Genomic DNA, 15,859 nt, shown 5'->3' on the forward strand with positions numbered 1-15,859 from the left:
CTGCTGGGCGCGGGTGCGGGTGTCCCCCGCGGGGCGGGATGCCTGCAGGATCGACTCGACCGCGGCCTGGAGCTTCTCCCCGCCGATGGCGTCGAGGGTGCCGTGGAAGGACAGCGACCCGTCGGTGCGCTTGCTCAGCGACAGCGACCGCTTCTCGGTGGGGTCGGGTTCGGTGCCGTCGGGGTCGAGGCGGGCCAGGTAGTGGCCGACCACCTGCCGCAGTTCGGCATGCGGCCGGGTCGATGCCACCGTCGTGAGTGCGGCGTCGATCGCCGGGACGTCGACGTCCTGCGCCTCGGCGCGGGCGAGGTTCTCGGCCGAGGCGACCGGCGCGACCACGGACACGGCTTCCGCGGTCACCGCACCAGCCGTAGCCGCTGCTGCGAGGGCCGGTAGCTGCTCCAGGGCGCGCCCGTTGCGCACCAGCCGGCTCGCCTCGCCCTGGGACAGGCGGTGGTGGCCCCGCAGCCAGGAGGACATCGATGCCTTGCCGTCATGCTCCGAGGCCTGGGTCAGCTCGCCCTCGCGCACCGTGCGCGCCAGCACCGCGTCCAACCGGTTCCGCGCCAACACCAGCGATCCGGTGCGCTCGATCACCGCCGGCCCGAACGACTGCTCCAGGTCCTCACCGGCCAGCGCCTCCAGCGCACCTGCCAGGCACGCCGTCGGAGTCGCGCAGTCGATCGAACACATGTACGAATCTTACCGCGATCGACGATCGATCTCTGCCTGAACCCGCAGGCCAGGAGCCTGTCCACAGATCCCGGATCTACGTTGACAGCGGGCCCACCGGGCGGCTCGCGCGCAGCCCTCGATGAGTTCTGCGCCCGACGGGAGTCCAACCGTCGTCGACCATCAGAAGGAGCCCCGTGACCCAGCTGTTGAAAGTCCAGAACTTCGTCGTCTCGAGCGACGGCTTCGGCGCCCGTGAAGGTCAGAGCCTCGAGCGGCCGTTCGGGCACGCCGACCCCGGAACCATGATGGCGTGGGCCGGCGCCACGGCGAGCTGGCCGAACCGGACCGACCCCGGCGGGAGCCGCGGGCTGGACGACTACTTCACCCGCGACTTCGCGCACAACATCGGCGCGGAGATCATGGGCGCCCACAAGTTCAGCCCCCACCGCGGCCCGTGGGAGAACCACGAGTGGCAGGGCTGGTGGGGTGACGAGCCGCCGTTCCACACGCCGGTGTTCGTCCTGACCCACCACCTGCGCCCCTCGTTCACGCTGTCGGACACCACGTTCCACTTCGTCGACGGGAAGCCGGCCGAGGTGCTCGAGCAGGCGCGCGAGGCCGCGCAGGGCAAGGACGTCCGGCTCGGTGGGGGAGCGACGGTGATCCGGGAGTTCCTCGACGCCGACCTGGTCGACACGCTGCACGTCGCCGTCGCGCCGGTCGAGCTCGGTGCGGGAACCCGGCTCTGGTTCTCACCCGACGAGCTGCTCGACCGCTTCCACTGCGACGTCGTGCCGAGCCCGAGCGGGGTGACCCACCACCTGTTCTGGCGGAAGTGACCGCTCAGCCGATCCGGTAGCCCTCGCCGGTCGCGACGACGTCCACGACCTCGCCGGCCGGTCGGCCGCAGCGGCGCTCGCAGCCCACCCAGTGCTGTCGGGCGCCGCCGGCCGGGAGGGCGCCCGCGGTCACCGCCCGGACGACGTCGGTCCGCACGTCGGCCAGCGACTTGGCGCACCCCGGCCGCCCGGCGCACGCGGTCACCCGCAGCCACGGGCTCCCGGGGTCGAGTTCCAGACCGGCCGCCGCGAGCAACGGCAGCGCCGCGGCGTCGGCCAGGTCGGGGACCACGACACTGCGCCAGGGCGTGAGCTGCAGCTCGCCGGCGGAGGTCTCCGCGAGCAGGTCCGCCTGGGCGGCCGTCAGCCGGCCCAGGGGGACGACGGCGACCAGCGCGGTGCGGCCGTGGTCCTGCGGCACCGCGCCGGCCGGTCCGCTCACCGGTGCCGGCGGCACGGGCCGCGGCGCGTCGAGCGAGCCGCCGAGCAGGGTCACGATGCGGGCGCGCCCGTCCGTCAGGTCGGCGATCCGCCAGGCGGCCCCGCCCTGCTCCGCCCGGACGTCGAGGAAGGCCCGGGTCGCGGCCAGCGCCAGCGCGACCGCGCCGTCCGGGCCGGTGCGCAGCCCGCTGTCGACGCCGGCCAGCAGCAGCGCCACGGCCCCGTCGTCCAGGGCCAGCAGCCCGACGTCGGCGCCCAACCCCGCGACGTCGCCCCGGCCGTCGTCGAAGGCGGCCAGGAACCGGCCGGGCAGGGCCGCCAGCGCGGGATCGGCGCAGAGCCCGGCGTCGAACGCCGGCACCCAGGACCGGACGTCGAGCAGGCCGCCGACCCGGCCGCTCAGCACGCTGGCCAGCACGTTGCGCGCCGTCTCGTGGGTGGCGCTGGGCAGCAGGCCGGTCGCGGCGAGCCGGTCGCCCAGCTCCGCCTCGGCCCCCGCCCGCAGGCCGCGCAGCTGGACGTTCCCCCGGCTGGTGAGCTCCAGGGCGCCGTCGCCGAGGTCCCGTGCCGCTGCGCTCAGGTCGAGCAGTTGGGCCGCGGTCAGCACGCCGCCGGGAACGCGCACCCGGGCGAGGGCGCCGTCGGCGGCGGCGTGCGTCTGCAGCGCGCCCGGGCAGGCGTCGGCCCGCAGGCGGGCGGGGGGAACGGTCATGGCGCCCGCGAGGCTACTTCGCAGAGCAGGCGGTGAGTCCGCCGTGCCGAGCCGGCAACTCACTTGACCTCACGTCCACGTGAGGTCCTACCGTCCGCGCCATGCCGCCGATGAGTACCGACAGGACCGGACGTCTGCACCCCGAGGAGCCGGGCGGACCGGGCACGGCAGGAGCAGTCACGGCGGGAGGAGACCCGGCATGAGCATGGAGATGACCGCGTGGTCGGCGCTGTCCAACGCCATGTACGCCCGCGACGACCGCCGTCCCTTCTCCCGGGCCACCGTGCGGCGGGTGCTGACCTTCGCCCGGCCGCACCGGCGGCGGATCGTCGCGTTCGTCCTCGTCGGGATCGTCGAGGCGGTGCTGACGGTGGCGACGCCGCTGCTGGCCGGCCGGGTCGTGAACGCGATCGTCGAGGGCAGCGACCCGTCCGTCGTCATCTGGCTGGCCGTGCTGATCGCCGTCATCGCGGTGGCCGGGACGGGCCTGTCCATCCTGGGCCGCTTCCTGTCCTCCAGCCTCGGCGAGGGGCTCATCTACGACCTGCGGACGGCGGTCTTCGACCACGTCCAGCGCATGCCCGTCGCCTTCTTCACCCGGACGCGCACCGGTGCGCTGGTCTCGCGGCTGAACAACGACGTCATCGGGGCGCAGCGCGCCTTCAGCGACACCCTCGCCGGCGTCGTCGGCAACACCGTGACACTGCTGCTCACCGGCGCCGTGATGCTCACCCTCTCCTGGCAGGTGACCGTCCTGTCGCTGCTGCTGCTCCCCGCCTTCCTCCTGCCCGCGCGGCGCATCGGCGGGCGGCTGGCCGGGCTGGGCCGCGCCGCCGCCGACCACAACGCGGCCATGACCGACCAGACGACCGAGCGCTTCTCCGCGCCGGGCGCCACGCTCATCAAGCTGTTCGGCCGGCCACGGCGCGAGTCGGCCGAGTTCGCCGCCCGCGCCCGCAGCGTGCGCGACATCGGCGTGCGTACGGCGATGGTGCAGTGGGTCTTCGTGAGCGCGCTGATGCTCGTCTCCGCGCTCGCCCTGGCGCTGGTCTACGGGCTCGGCGGCTACTACGCGTTGCAGGGATCGCTCGACCCCGGCGCCGTCGTCGCCCTGGCGCTGCTGCTCACCCGGCTCTACGCGCCGCTGACCGCGCTGGCCAGCGCACGGGTGGACCTCTCCTCGGCGATGGTGAGCTTCGAGCGCGTCTTCGAGGTGCTCGACCTCGTGCCGCTGGTGCAGGAGCGCTCCGACGCCCGCGCCGTCCCCGAGGGTCCGGTGTCGGTCGAGTTCGACTCCGTCACCTTCGGCTACCCGTCGGCCGACCGGGTGTCCCTGGCCTCGCTCGAGGACGTCGCCCAGCTCGACGCCCGCGGCGGCGTGGACGTCCTGCACGACGTGTCCTTCACCGTCGAGCCCGGGCAGGTCGTCGCCATCGTCGGCTCGTCGGGTGCGGGCAAGTCGACCATCGCGTCGCTGCTGCCGCGGCTCTACGACGTCGACTCCGGCGCGGTCCGCCTGGCCGGGATCGACGTCCGCGACCTCAGCTTCGCCTCGATCCGCGAGACGCTCGGCCTGGTCACCCAGGACGGGCACCTCTTCCACGAGTCGCTGCGCTCGAACCTGCTGCTGGCCGCGCCGGGTGCCGACGACGAGGAGCTGTGGGCAGCCCTCACCCGCGCCCGGCTGGGCGATCTGGTCCGGTCGCTGCCGGACGGCCTGGACACCGTGGTGGGGGAGCGCGGCTACCGGCTCTCCGGCGGCGAGCGCCAGCGGCTGACCATCGCACGTCTCCTGCTGGCCCGCCCGCGGGTGGTCCTCCTCGACGAGGCCACCGCGCACCTCGACTCGACGTCGGAGGCGGCGGTGCAGGCCGCGCTCGACGAGGCGCTCGCGGGCCGGACGGCCATCGTCATCGCGCACCGGCTGTCCACCGTGCGCGCGGCGGATCTGATCCTCGTGCTGGAGGACGGGCGGATCGTCGAGCGCGGCGGGCACGCCGACCTGCTGGCCGCCGGCGGCCGCTACGCCGAGCTGTACCGCACCCAGTTCGACCAGCCGCTGGCCGCCGCGCCGGCCTGAGGTGGCGGCACGGCGGGAGCCGTCGCGGGAGCCGGGCGGGCACCCGGTAGCGTCCCGGTCCATCACGGCAGTGATGCGAGGAAGCCGGTGCGATCCCGGCGCGGTCCCGCCACTGTGACCACGGGGCTCTGCAGGTCCGAGAGCCCCGTGGGAGCCAGACACTCCGGCTGCCGTGCCCGACGACCCGGGGCGCGGACCCCGAGGGAAGGCTTCCCCATGAGCACCCAGCGCACCTTCACGCTGCTGTCCACCTCCGACACCGACCTGCTCTCGGCCCGGGCCAGTGGGTCGAACTGGAAGCTCGGCAACCCCTACCGGGTCGGCGCCGATCAGCTCGCCGCGTTCGCCGCCGGCACCGACCTCGTCGTCGTCCGGATCCTCGGGGCCGCCCGCAAGTACGAGGACATGCTCCAGCCGCTGCTCGACAGCGGCCTGCCGGTCGTGGTGCTGGGTGGGGAGCAGCTCCCCGACGCCGAGCTGATGGCACTGTCCACCGTCCCGATGGGCGTCGCCACCGAAGCGCACGCCTACCTGGCCCAGGGCGGGCCGGACAACGTGGTGCAGCTGCACCGCTTCCTGGCCGACACCGTGCTGCTGGACGGCGAGGGCTTCGAGACCCCCGCCGTCGCGCCGGACTGGGGCCTGCTGGACCGGCCGAGCGCCGCGACCGGCCCGCGCGTCGCCGTCCTCTACTACCGGGCGCACCACCTGGCCGGGAACACCGCGTTCGTGCACACGCTGTGCGAGGCGATCGAGACCGCCGGCGGCGTGCCGGTGCCGATCTACACCGCGTCGCTGCGCGCGGTCGACCCGGCGATGCTCGACGTGCTGCGCACGGTCGACGCCATGGTCGTCACGGTGCTGGCGGCCGGCGGTTCGCGGCCGGCCACCGCCCAGGCCGGAGGGGACGACGGCGCCTGGGACGTCGGCGAGCTGGCCCGCCTGGACGTGCCGGTCATCCAGGGCCTGGTGCTGGGCACCCCGCGCGAGACCTGGGCGGCCAACGACGACGGGCTCTCCCCACTCGACGTCGGCAACCAGGTGGCCATTCCCGAGTTCGACGGCCGGATCATCAGCGTCCCGTTCTCGTTCAAGGAGGTCGACGACGAGGGCCTGACCTCCTACGTGCCCGACCCCGAGCGGGCGGCCCGCGTCGCCGGCACCGCCGTGGCGCACGCCCGCCTGCGGCACACCGCGCCGGCCGACCGGAAGATCGTCGTGATGCTGTCGGCGTACCCGACGAAGCACTCGCGGATCGGCAACGCCGTCGGCCTGGACACCCCCGCGTCGGTCGTCCGGCTGCTGGCCGCGATGCAGGGCCAGGGCTACGACATCGGTCCGTTCGAGGGGCCGGGCGCGCTGCCCGGCGTCGCGGACCTGGACGGCGACGCGCTGGTGCACGCCCTGATCGAGGCCGGCGGCCAGGACCCGGACTGGCTCACCGCCGAGCAGCTGTCGGGCAATCCGGTGCGCATCCCGGCCGCCGACTACCGCGCCTTCTTCGACACGCTGCCCGCCGAGCTGACCGACCGGATGGTCGAGCACTGGGGCCCGCCGCCGGGTGAGCTGTTCGTGGACCCGACCGACGACTGCATCGTGTTCGCCGCCCTGCGCTCCGGCAACGTCGTGGTGATGGTGCAGCCGCCCCGCGGCTTCGGCGAGAACCCGATTGCGATCTACCACGACCCCGACCTGCCGCCCAGCCACCACTACCTGGCCGCCTACCACTGGCTGCGCTCGTCGTTCGGCGCGCACGCGGTCGTGCACGTGGGCAAGCACGGCAACCTGGAGTGGATGCCCGGCAAGACCGTCGGCCTCTCGGCGGCCTGCGCCCCGGACGCCGCACTGGGCGACCTGCCGATGGTCTACCCGTTCCTGGTCAACGACCCGGGCGAGGGCAGCCAGGCCAAGCGCCGCGCGCACGCGACGCTGATCGACCACATGGTGCCGCCGATGGCCCGCGCCGAGACCTACGGCGACATCGCACGCCTCGAGCAGCTGCTCGACGAGCACGCCAACATCGCGGCGATGGACCCGCCCAAGCTGCCCGCCGTCCGCCAGCAGATCTGGACGCTGATCCAGGCCGCCAAGCTCGACCACGACCTGGGCCTGGACGACCGGCCGCACGACGCCGAGTTCGACGAGATGATCCTGCACGTCGACGGCTGGCTGTGCGCCATCAAGGACAGCCAGATCCGCGACGGGCTGCACGTCTTCGGCTCCCCGCCCGAGGGCGACGCACGCGTCGGGCTGGTGCTGGCGATCCTGCGCGCCCGGCAGATCTGGGGCGGCTCGGTCGCGATGCCCGGGCTGCGCGAGGCGCTGGGCCTGGTCGAGGACGGCGCGGCCGGGCTGCACGAGACCGACGAGGTCGAGGCCCGGGCGCTCGCGCTGGTCACCGCCATGGAGGACGCCGGCTGGCGAGCCGGCGCCGTGGCGCCGACGGTCCTCGAGGTGCTGGGGGAGCCGCACGCCGAGGTGGAGCGGGTGCTGCACTTCGCCGTCGCCGAGGTGGTGCCGCGGCTGGCCCGGACCACCGACGAGATCGACATGGCGCTGCACGCTCTGGAGGGCGGCTACGTGCCGGCCGGGCCCTCCGGCTCGCCGCTGCGCGGGCTGGTCAACGTGCTGCCGACCGGCCGCAACTTCTACTCCGTCGACCCCCGTGCCGTGCCGTCCCGGCTGGCCTGGGAGACCGGGCAGGGGCTGGCCGAGTCGCTCGTCGAGCGGTACGTGAGCGAGACCGGCACGCACCCGCGCTCGGTCGGGCTCTCGGTGTGGGGCACCTCGGCGATGCGGACCTCCGGTGACGACGTCGCCCAGGTGCTGGCGCTGCTCGGCGTGCGGCCGGTGTGGGACGAGGCGTCCCGCCGGGTGACCGCACTCGAGCCCATCCCGCTGGCCGAGCTCGGCCGGCCGCGGATCGACGTCACCGTGCGGATCTCCGGGTTCTTCCGGGACGCCTTCCCGCACGTGGTGACCATGCTCGACGACGCCGTCACCCTCGCCGCGGGCCTGGACGAGACCCCGGAGCAGAACTTCGTCCGCGCCCACGTGGACGCCGACGTCGCCGAGCACGGGGACCGGCGCCGGGCCACCACCCGGGTGTTCGGCTCGAAGCCCGGGGCCTACGGGGCCGGGCTGCTCTCGCTGATCGACAGCCGCAACTGGCGCACCGACGCCGACCTGGCCGAGGTCTACGCGGTGTGGGGCGGCTACGCCTACGGCCGGGACCTCGACGGCGTCGCGGCGCGGTCGGACATGGAGACCTCGTACCGGCGTATCGCGGTGGCGGCCAAGAACATCGACACCCGCGAGCACGACATCGCCGACTCCGACGACTACTTCCAGTACCACGGCGGCATGGTCGCGACCGTCCGTGCGCTGACGGGGAACTCGCCCAAGGCCTACATCGGGGACTCCACCCGGCCCGAGCACGTGCGCACCCGGTCGCTGGTCGAGGAGACCTCCCGGGTGTTCCGCGCGCGGGTGGTCAACCCGAAGTGGCTGGCCGCCATGCGCCGGCACGGCTACAAGGGCGCCTTCGAGATGGCCGCCACCGTCGACTACCTGTTCGGCTACGACGCGACCACCGGCGTCGTCGCCGACTGGATGTACGAGGGTCTCGCGCAGACCTACGTGCTCGACCCGGAGAACCGCGAGTTCATGGAGAACTCGAACCCGTGGGCGCTGCACGGCATCGCCGAGCGACTGCTCGAGGCGGTCGACCGGAACATGTGGGCCGAGCCCGACCCGGCACTGCTGGCCGAGCTGCAGCAGGCCTACCTCGACACCGAGGGCGACCTCGAGGGTGGTGAGTCACCGGCCCAACTGGGCCGGTGACCCGCCCGCCTCACCGGACGGGGCGCAGCGCGTCGCGGGTGAGCGAGGCGATCGTCGGATAGCCGTCGACGGCCATCGTCAGGTCGGTCTCGGCGAGCAGGCTGCGGAGCACGTGCTCGATGCCCTCCTGCCCGCCGACGGCCAGGCCGTAGGCGTAGGGGCGCCCCACCGCGACCGCCCGCGCGCCCATCGCGAGGGCCTTCACGATGTCGGGGCCGCCGCGGACTCCGCTGTCGAAGATCACCGGCGCGTCGCCGGCGGCGTCCACGACGTCGGCGAGGCAATCGATGGCGGGCAGGCCGCCGTTGGCCTGGCGCCCGCCGTGGTTGGAGCAGTAGATGCCGTCCATGCCGGCGTCGACGGCGCGACGTGCGTCGTCGGGGGAGCAGATGCCCTTCAGCAGGATCGGCAGCGTGGTGAGGGAGCGGAACCAGGCGAGGTCGTCCCAGCTCAGGCTCTGGTTGCCGAAGATCCTGGCCCACAGGCCGGTGGCGGCCTGCGGGTCCTCCTCCGGGGGAGCGTCCAGCCGGGAGCGGAACACCGGGTCGGAGGTGTAGTTGGCCAGGCAGAGGCCGGTGAGCTGCGGGAAGCTCGCGATCCTCAGGTCCCGCGGCCGCCAGCCCAGGGCGAGCGTGTCCAGGGTGATGACGATCGCCTGGTACCCGGCAGCCTCGGCCCGGCGGACCAGGCTCTCGGTCAGCTCGCGGTCGTTCGGCGGGTAGAGCTGGAACCAGCCCGGGGTGTCCCCGAGGGCGGCGGCGACGTCCTCCAGCGGGTCCTGCATCAGCGTCGAGGCGATCATCGGGACGCCGGTGGCCGCGGCGGCGCGCGCGGTCGTGAGGTCACCGTGCCCCTCGGGCTCGCAGATGCCGATGACACCGACCGGCGCCATCATCAGCGGCGTCGGCAGCTGCTGCCCGAAGATCTCGACGCCGAGCTTGCGCTGCGCGGCGCCCGCCAGCATCCGGGGCATGAGGCCCCACCGCTCGAAGGCGGTCACGTTCGCGCGCTGGGTGTGCTCGTTGCCGGCGCCGCCGGCCACGTAGGACCACACCTCCTCGGACATGGCGGCCTCGGCGGCCCGCTCGAGGGCGTCGTAGCTCATCGGCAGTGACGGCTTCTGCCCGACCAGCCCGTTGAAGTAGATGCCGAACTGCCACTCGCCGTGGTTCGCCACGTGCACTCCTCGTCGTCTCCGTCAGCGCGGGCCGGCTCGGCCGGGCCTGCGGATCGTAGGCATCCACCGGCTACCGGAACATGTGCGGCCCCCGACATGGATGCCGCGGGGCCGAAGACCCTTGACGGGGTGAACTGAATCACATTTCAATTGCTGGGTTCGGGCCGGGCCTCGAGGCCGCCCCCGGGTGCACGACTCGAATCCGCAGGCGAAGGGGCGACGATGACCGTCGATGACAGGTTCACCGAGGACTTCCATCGGCGGGAGCCCGTGGAGGAGGAGCTCGGGACGTGGAGCGAGCCCGTGACCGGGCCGGTGTCGGACTGGGCCACCGACTTCTCGCACATCGACGAGCAGTACGCCGCGAACGCCATCGAGATCTGGGCGGACCTGAGGGAGCGATGCCCGATCGCCCACACCGAGCGGTTCGGCGGCGCCTGGCTGCCCACGCGGTACGAGGACGTGCAGGCGATCGCCTACGACACCGAGCACTTCAGCTCTCGCGCGATCATCGTGAACAACTACCGCCCTCCGCTGGACCTGGCGCCGGTGGGCGGTGAGCCGCCCATCTCGTCGGACCCGCCGTTCCACCACGACGCGCGCAAGCTGCTGCTGCCGGCGTTCACCAAGGCGAACGTGGCGAAGCAGGCGGTGACGACCGAGGCGTTCTGCCACTCGCTGATCGACGGCCTCGCCGGCCGCGACGTCGTCGATGCGGCGACGGAGTACGGCATGCACATCCCCATCCGCGTGATCGCCGACATGCTGGGCTTCCCCGCCGAGGACGGCCCGCAGTTCAAGGTGTTCGTGGAGAACGCGCTGGAGGGGATCAACGACCCGATGGAGGAGCGCGAGGAGCGCGGCAACGAGCTCTTCGACTATCTCCTGGCGCAGATCCGCGACCATGCCGCGAACCCCCGGGACGACCTGACGACCCATCTGATCGACGCCGAGCTGTACGGCCAGAAGCTGGAGCCGCAGCATGTGGCCGGCACCATGGCGCTGCTGCTCATCGCCGGCATCGACACTACGTGGAGCGCCATCGGGGCCTCGCTGTGGCACCTGGCCACACACCCGGAGGACAGGCGCCGCCTCGTCGAGGACCCGTCGCTGCGTGCGACGGCGGTCGAGGAGTTCCTCCGCGCCTACGCCCCGGTCACCATGGCCCGGCTGGTGAAGCAGGACATGACCTTCGGCGGGGTGGAGATGAAGGCCGAGGACTGGGTGCTGCTGCCCTTCCCCGCCGCCAACCGGGACCCCGAGCGCTTCGAGCGGGCCGACGAGGTGCTCATCGACCGCGAGGTCAACCGGCACGCGGCCTTCGGTCTGGGCATCCACCGCTGCGTCGGGTCCCACCTGGCCCGGATGGAGCTGCGGGTGGCGCTCGACGTCTGGCTGGACCGCGTCCCGGAGTTCTCGCTGGCGGACCCGTCTGGCGTGCGCTGGTCCACCGGTCAGATCCGCGGTCCCCGGGCGCTGCCCCTGCGCATCGGCTGACCGGTCCCGCGCGGCCGGCGGTCAGCCGGGGGGAGGGGTCCACGACCAGACGTCGTCGACCGCTCCGCTCGCGCCGCCGGAGCTGCTGGTGGGCGTCCGGTGCCCGCCGAAGATGACGAGGCGCCGGCCCAGCGCGGCGCTGGAAGAGCCGTACACATCCGCCCCGCCGGGCGGGTCCGGGACGGACACGTACGCGTTCGTGCGGCTGTCGTAGACCCGGAGCGGGGCGCCGGCGTAGACGGCCCGGCCGGCGTCCAGCACGCCGTGGATGTTCGCGCTGCCGCCTGTGTGCGCAGGCAGAGCCGTCCACGACCACGTGCCGGGGTCCAGGATCCATGCGGGCGAGCCGCTCTCGTACCCGTGCAGCAGCGGACCCCGATCGGTGGGCCACATCTGACGCCCCTGCCCGGGGGCGTCCGGGAGCACGACCCACTCGGCACGGTCGAGGTCGAACCGGGCGGCGAGCTTGCGGTCGAAGCGGTCGGCCATGTCCGCGGGTTCGGCGCTCGGGGGGAGGACCGGGCTCGGGGAACCGGCGAGGACGAGCTGGCGCCCCACCGGCACGATGTAGCGGTCGTAGCTCCAGGGCAGCGGGTCGTCGGGCAGCTCGGTCCAGGCGGCGGTCCCCGGGTCGAAGAGGAGGTCGGCGGCCGGGACGAGCGTGTCGCCGGTCGAGTAGACCAGCAGGCTCCCGTCCAGCGTGGTGACGCGGCGGGGGACTGGCTGCACCCCGGGGATCACGCCGTGGTCGGACCACCGGTCGTCGTCCGGGCGGTAGGACAGCAGCCGGGGCGGTGCCTCGCAGGCCGGTCCGTCGGCGCAGCCGGTGACCAGGTAGGCGGTGCCGTCGAGCGCGGCGGTGTCGCCCTCTCCGCGGCGCAGGCCGAACGGAGGCGGGGCGATGGACGACCAGGCGTCCGTGGTGGCGTCGTAGACAGCGCCGTCGCGGAACAGCGGATCCTGCGGGGCGGAGCAGTCGGCGTTCGGCGGGCAGGAGAACCTCCAGCCCCCGACGACGAGCACGCGGTCGCCCAGGCCGACGAGCACCGCGTCGTCGCGCGGTCCCACGGGCGCATCCGGCAGCTGCCGCCACCCCGACGCCGACGCCTGCTCGGCATCGGCCGGGGTGGAGCACCCCGTTCCGGTGACCGCGAGCAGCACGCCGACCAGTACCACAACCTCTGCCCTGTCCGCCATGTCCCGCTCCCGTCAGCCGCCGTCAGCTGTCAGACGCATCGAGGGGTGCCGGACGCTGCACGCCGACCCGGCGCTACCAGCCCCGCATGTCGACCGGCCAGCAGTCGACGACGACGTCGTTGCCGTCGACAACCCACATGCGCTCGTGCATCGCGCAGGTGGGGTCGATGTGCGCGGGCACGAGCCGCACCCGGTCGCCGACGGCGGGCAGCGGTGCGCCGTCCTCCATCGAGAAGATCGTGTGCTCGTCCGAGCAGTACCAGACCGCCGCGCCCGGCAGGGTCGGGTTGCCGTGGTCCATGCCGAACGCCTTGAGGCCGGCGTCCGCGACGGCGTAGCCCTTGCTGCTGTTCACCGAGACCACGGTCGCGAGCACGGTGAGCGCCTGCTCGAAGGGGACGTCGTCCTGCGCGGCGTACGCGGTGTCCATGAGCGCGTAGGAGCCGGCCTGCAGCTCGGTGACGACGGCATTGGTCCGCCAGGTGCCGGTGCCGCCGCCGGAGAGGATGTCGCCGCCCACGTCCGCGTGCGCCTGCTGCAGCATCGCCATGGCGCCCGCCGTCTTCCCGGCCCGCTCCACGGGATCGGCGACCATCATCAGGTGGCCCTCGTAGCCCATGACGCCGCGCACCTCGAGGCCTGCGGCCCGTGCCGCGTCGGCGAGCCGGCCGGCGTCCGCCGGGTCGCAGCCGCACCGGGGGAGCCCGACGTTGACGTCGATCAGCACCTCCCGGACGCCCCCGGCCACGGCGGCTGCGAGCACGGCGTCGGAGTCGACGGCGACGGTCACCCGGGCGCCGGACTTCACGACCGCGCCGAGCCGGTGCATGTCGAGGACCTCGTTGGCCAGCAGCAGGTCCTCACCCAGCCCCGCCGCGGCCATGACCTCCACCTCGCGGATCGTCGCGCAGGTGAAGCCGGTGTGCCCGAGCTCGGCCTGGCGACGGGCCAGCCCGCTGGTCTTGTGCGCCTTGACGTGCGGCCGCAGCCGACGCCCCGGCCAGACGCCGGCCATCGTGGCGAGGTTGCGCTCCAGGGGACCGTGATCGACGACGAGGGCCGGCGTCGACAGCTCGGCGAGCCGCGATCCGGCCTGGTCGGGGCGGGCGCTCGTGGTCATGGCCGGAGTCTGGCACGGGGACCCGACCCGGCGGTCCGCCCGCAGGCTTCGTCGACCCGGGGCAGAGTTTTTGAGATGACACGCGCCAGCCCCTCGACAAAGTGAACTGAATCACATTTCATTTCCCGTATGGGGCGAACCGTCGGAGCCAATGCCGAGGACACCCGTCGGCGGCTGCTCCGCGCCGCGGCCGACGTCTTCGCCGCCCGCGGTTACGACGGCACTCGCGTGGCCGACATCGCCACCGCGGCCGGTCTGAGCAACAGTGCGCTGTACTGCTACTTCACGTCCCGGGCGGACCTGCTGATCGGCGCCCTGCGCGCGCACGGGCGCCGGCCGCTGGCCGACCTGGTGGCCAGGTTCCCCACCCGCTCGGTGGCCGATCTCCTCCTGCAGACCGGAGCGGCGCTGCGCCGCCGTCAGGAGCCGGAGTCCTTCCTGGCGGTCGAGGCGCTCATCGCCGCCCGGCACCACGGCGAGGTGGCGACGGCGCTGCGCGACTACACCGCCGAGCGGGCCGACTGGCTGGCCGGCCTCGTCCGGGACGGCCAGTCCCGAGGCGAACTCGACTCCGAACTCTCGCCCCAGGCCGTGGCGCACTTCTGCCTCGCCCTGGCCGCCGGGACCACGCTGCTCGGTCCCGACCTGCACGACGTCGACGACCGGGAGTGGACCGAGCTCCTCATCCGCGTCGTCACCTGCCTCGCACCCGTCCACACCGGAGAACAGATCGGAAGCCGCACATGAGAGTCAGCATCGATTCCGCGACGTGCCAGGGCCACGGCCGCTGCTACGACCTCGCCCCGGATCTCTTCGGGGAGGACGAGGAGGGCTACGCGGTCCTGACCGAGCTCACCGCCGACCGGGACGTGCCCGAGGGGCGGGAGGGTGACGCCCGGCTCGCCGCGGCCAACTGCCCCGAGCTCGCCGTCCTGGTCCACGAGCAGGTGCGGGCATGACCGTCGACGACAGGTTCACCGAGGAGGCCCGGCAGCAGCGCATCGCGCAGGCCCAGCTGGGCACGTTCAACGAGATCGTCACCGGCCCGGTCAGCGACTGGACCACTGACTTCTCCCACCTGGAGCCCGAGTACGCCGAGAACGCGATCGAGGTCTGGGACGACCTCCGGGGCCGGTGCCCGGTCGCGCGCACCGAGCGCTTCGGAGGGGCCTGGCTGCCCACGCGGTACGAGGACGTCGCCGCGATCGCCTACGACACCGAGCACTTCACGTCCCGGGCGATCATCGTGAGCAACGTCCGGCCGCCGATGGACGTGGCACCGGTCGGACTGGCGCCGCCGATCTCCTCGGACCCGCCGTTCCACCACGACGCGCGCAAGCTCCTGCTGCCGGCGTTCACCAAGGCCAACGTCGCCAAGCAGGCGGTGACGACCGAGGCGTTCTGCCACTCGCTGATCGACACCTTCGCCGGCCGGGACGTCGTCGACGCCGCGACCGACTACGGCATGTACATCCCCATGCGGGTCATCGCCGACATGCTCGGGTTCCCGCAGGAGGACAGCGAGAAGTTCGCGCACTTCGTCGAGAACGCGCTCGAGGGGGCCAACGGCCCGCTCGAGGAGCGCCAGGCCCGGGGGATGGCGCTGTCGGACTACCTGTTCGAGCAGGTCCGCGACCACCTGGACAACCCGCGCGAGGACCTCACGACCTACCTCCTCAACGCCGAGCTGTACGGGCAGCGGCTGACCCCGCAGCACGTCGTGGGCACCATGACGCTGCTGCTCATCGCCGGCATCGACACGACGTGGAGCGCGATCGGCTCCTCGCTGTGGCACCTGGCGAAGAACCCGCAGGACCGCGAGCGCCTGGTGGCGGACCGCTCCCTGCGCCCGAAGGCGGTCGAGGAGTTCCTCCGGGCCTACGCACCGGTCACCATGGCGCGCCTGGTCAAGGAGGACGTGGAGCTCGGCGGCGTCCAGATGAAGAAGGAGGACTGGGTCCTCCTGCCCTTCCCGTCCGCGAACCGCGACCCGGAGCGCTTCGAGCGGGCCGACGAGGTCGTCATCGATCGGGAGGTGAACCGGCACGCGGCGTTCGGGCTGGGCATCCACCGCTGCGTCGGTTCCCACTTGGCGCGGATGGAGCTGACCGTGGCGCTGGACGTCTGGCTGGACCGGATCCCCGAGTTCAGCCTCGCGGACCCCGACGCCGTGCGGTGGTCGGCCGGCCAGATTCGCGGGCCGCGGGCCCTGCCGATGCGCATCGGCTGACAGGCGGCGGAGACGCGACGAGGCCCTGGTCGGATGTCGACCAGGGCC

12 protein-coding genes and 1 riboswitch are annotated in these 15,859 nt (G+C 73.2%); of the genes, 7 read left to right on the forward strand and 5 right to left on the reverse strand.

The genetic code is table 11. From position 1 onward, the window contains the following. Positions 1–693 (reverse strand): DUF222 domain-containing protein (locus tag BLS70_RS08735; RefSeq protein ID WP_143030370.1); only part of this gene is annotated, 693 nt, incomplete at its 3' end. 176 nt (positions 694–869) lie between these two features. On the opposite strand from BLS70_RS08735, the gene BLS70_RS08740 reads away from it, so the two are divergent. Further along, on the forward strand, positions 870–1,514 hold the full coding sequence (locus tag BLS70_RS08740) for a dihydrofolate reductase family protein (RefSeq protein ID WP_091766111.1): 645 nt from the start codon (positions 870–872) through the stop codon (positions 1,512–1,514). A gap of 4 nt (positions 1,515–1,518) precedes the next feature. On the opposite strand, the gene BLS70_RS08745 is transcribed toward BLS70_RS08740, so the two are convergent. After that, positions 1,519–2,667: a ferredoxin-like domain-containing protein gene (locus BLS70_RS08745; RefSeq protein WP_091766113.1), complete on the reverse strand. Its 1,149-nt coding sequence runs from the start codon at positions 2,665–2,667 to the stop codon at positions 1,519–1,521. A gap of 199 nt (positions 2,668–2,866) precedes the next feature. Between BLS70_RS08745 and BLS70_RS08750 the strand changes: the two genes are divergently transcribed. Continuing rightward, positions 2,867–4,747, forward strand: a complete 1,881-nt coding sequence (locus BLS70_RS08750; protein ID WP_091766121.1) for an ABC transporter ATP-binding protein — start codon at positions 2,867–2,869, stop codon at positions 4,745–4,747. 77 nt (positions 4,748–4,824) lie between these two features. Beyond that, positions 4,825–4,911: riboswitch (cobalamin riboswitch) on the forward strand. A gap of 52 nt (positions 4,912–4,963) precedes the next feature. Then, positions 4,964–8,590, forward strand: a complete 3,627-nt coding sequence (gene cobN / locus BLS70_RS08755) for a cobaltochelatase subunit CobN (RefSeq protein WP_091766126.1) — start codon at positions 4,964–4,966, stop codon at positions 8,588–8,590. A 10-nt stretch (positions 8,591–8,600) separates the two neighbouring features. Here the strand turns inward: cobN and BLS70_RS08760 are convergent, their stop codons facing one another. Continuing rightward, entirely contained in the window at positions 8,601–9,767 is a 1,167-nt protein-coding gene (locus BLS70_RS08760; protein ID WP_218122344.1) for an alpha-hydroxy-acid oxidizing protein, read from the reverse strand. 222 nt (positions 9,768–9,989) lie between these two features. Between BLS70_RS08760 and BLS70_RS08765 the strand changes: the two genes are divergently transcribed. Further along, positions 9,990–11,264, forward strand: coding sequence for a cytochrome P450 (locus tag BLS70_RS08765; protein WP_091766129.1), 1,275 nt, complete (start codon positions 9,990–9,992; stop codon positions 11,262–11,264). A gap of 21 nt (positions 11,265–11,285) precedes the next feature. On the opposite strand, the gene BLS70_RS08770 is transcribed toward BLS70_RS08765, so the two are convergent. Further along, on the reverse strand, positions 11,286–12,461 hold the full coding sequence (locus tag BLS70_RS08770) for a Kelch repeat-containing protein (RefSeq protein WP_143030371.1): 1,176 nt from the start codon (positions 12,459–12,461) through the stop codon (positions 11,286–11,288). A 73-nt stretch (positions 12,462–12,534) separates the two neighbouring features. Next, positions 12,535–13,581 (reverse strand): alanine racemase, encoded by a 1,047-nt coding sequence (locus BLS70_RS08775; RefSeq protein ID WP_091766135.1) that lies wholly within the window; start codon positions 13,579–13,581, stop codon positions 12,535–12,537. A gap of 129 nt (positions 13,582–13,710) precedes the next feature. Here BLS70_RS08775 and BLS70_RS08780 point away from each other — a divergent pair, with 129 nt between their 5' ends. The 3 genes from BLS70_RS08780 to BLS70_RS08790 are packed head-to-tail and all read left to right on the forward strand — an operon-like array spanning position 13,711 to position 15,811. Continuing rightward, entirely contained in the window at positions 13,711–14,328 is a 618-nt protein-coding gene (locus tag BLS70_RS08780; protein WP_176946345.1) for a TetR/AcrR family transcriptional regulator, read from the forward strand. Then, positions 14,325–14,540, forward strand: a complete 216-nt coding sequence (locus tag BLS70_RS08785; protein ID WP_091766138.1) for a ferredoxin — start codon at positions 14,325–14,327, stop codon at positions 14,538–14,540. The genes BLS70_RS08780 and BLS70_RS08785 overlap by 4 nt, the downstream gene beginning before the upstream one ends. Further along, on the forward strand, positions 14,537–15,811 hold the full coding sequence (locus tag BLS70_RS08790; RefSeq protein WP_091766141.1) for a cytochrome P450: 1,275 nt from the start codon (positions 14,537–14,539) through the stop codon (positions 15,809–15,811). The genes BLS70_RS08785 and BLS70_RS08790 overlap by 4 nt, the downstream gene beginning before the upstream one ends. Positions 15,812–15,859 lie beyond the last annotated feature (48 nt).

It is taken from the genome of Blastococcus aurantiacus (genome assembly GCF_900102425.1).
Taxonomy (GTDB): domain Bacteria; phylum Actinomycetota; class Actinomycetes; order Mycobacteriales; family Geodermatophilaceae; genus Blastococcus; species Blastococcus aurantiacus.

Excerpts from the sequence above, each read along its gene's own strand:
- BLS70_RS08775 (WP_091766135.1), bottom strand. The coding sequence starts at position 13,581 with ATGACCACGAGCGCCCGCCCCGACCAGGCCGGATCGCGGCTCGCCGAG.
- BLS70_RS08780 (WP_176946345.1), top strand. The coding sequence starts at position 13,711 with ATGGGGCGAACCGTCGGAGCCAATGCCGAGGACACCCGTCGGCGGCTG.
- BLS70_RS08770 (WP_143030371.1), bottom strand. The coding sequence starts at position 12,461 with ATGGCGGACAGGGCAGAGGTTGTGGTACTGGTCGGCGTGCTGCTCGCG.
- cobN (WP_091766126.1), top strand. The coding sequence starts at position 4,964 with ATGAGCACCCAGCGCACCTTCACGCTGCTGTCCACCTCCGACACCGAC.
- BLS70_RS08750 (WP_091766121.1), top strand. The coding sequence starts at position 2,867 with ATGAGCATGGAGATGACCGCGTGGTCGGCGCTGTCCAACGCCATGTAC.
- BLS70_RS08765 (WP_091766129.1), top strand. The coding sequence starts at position 9,990 with ATGACCGTCGATGACAGGTTCACCGAGGACTTCCATCGGCGGGAGCCC.
- BLS70_RS08790 (WP_091766141.1), top strand. The coding sequence starts at position 14,537 with ATGACCGTCGACGACAGGTTCACCGAGGAGGCCCGGCAGCAGCGCATC.
- BLS70_RS08745 (WP_091766113.1), bottom strand. The coding sequence starts at position 2,667 with ATGACCGTTCCCCCCGCCCGCCTGCGGGCCGACGCCTGCCCGGGCGCG.
- BLS70_RS08785 (WP_091766138.1), top strand. The coding sequence starts at position 14,325 with ATGAGAGTCAGCATCGATTCCGCGACGTGCCAGGGCCACGGCCGCTGC.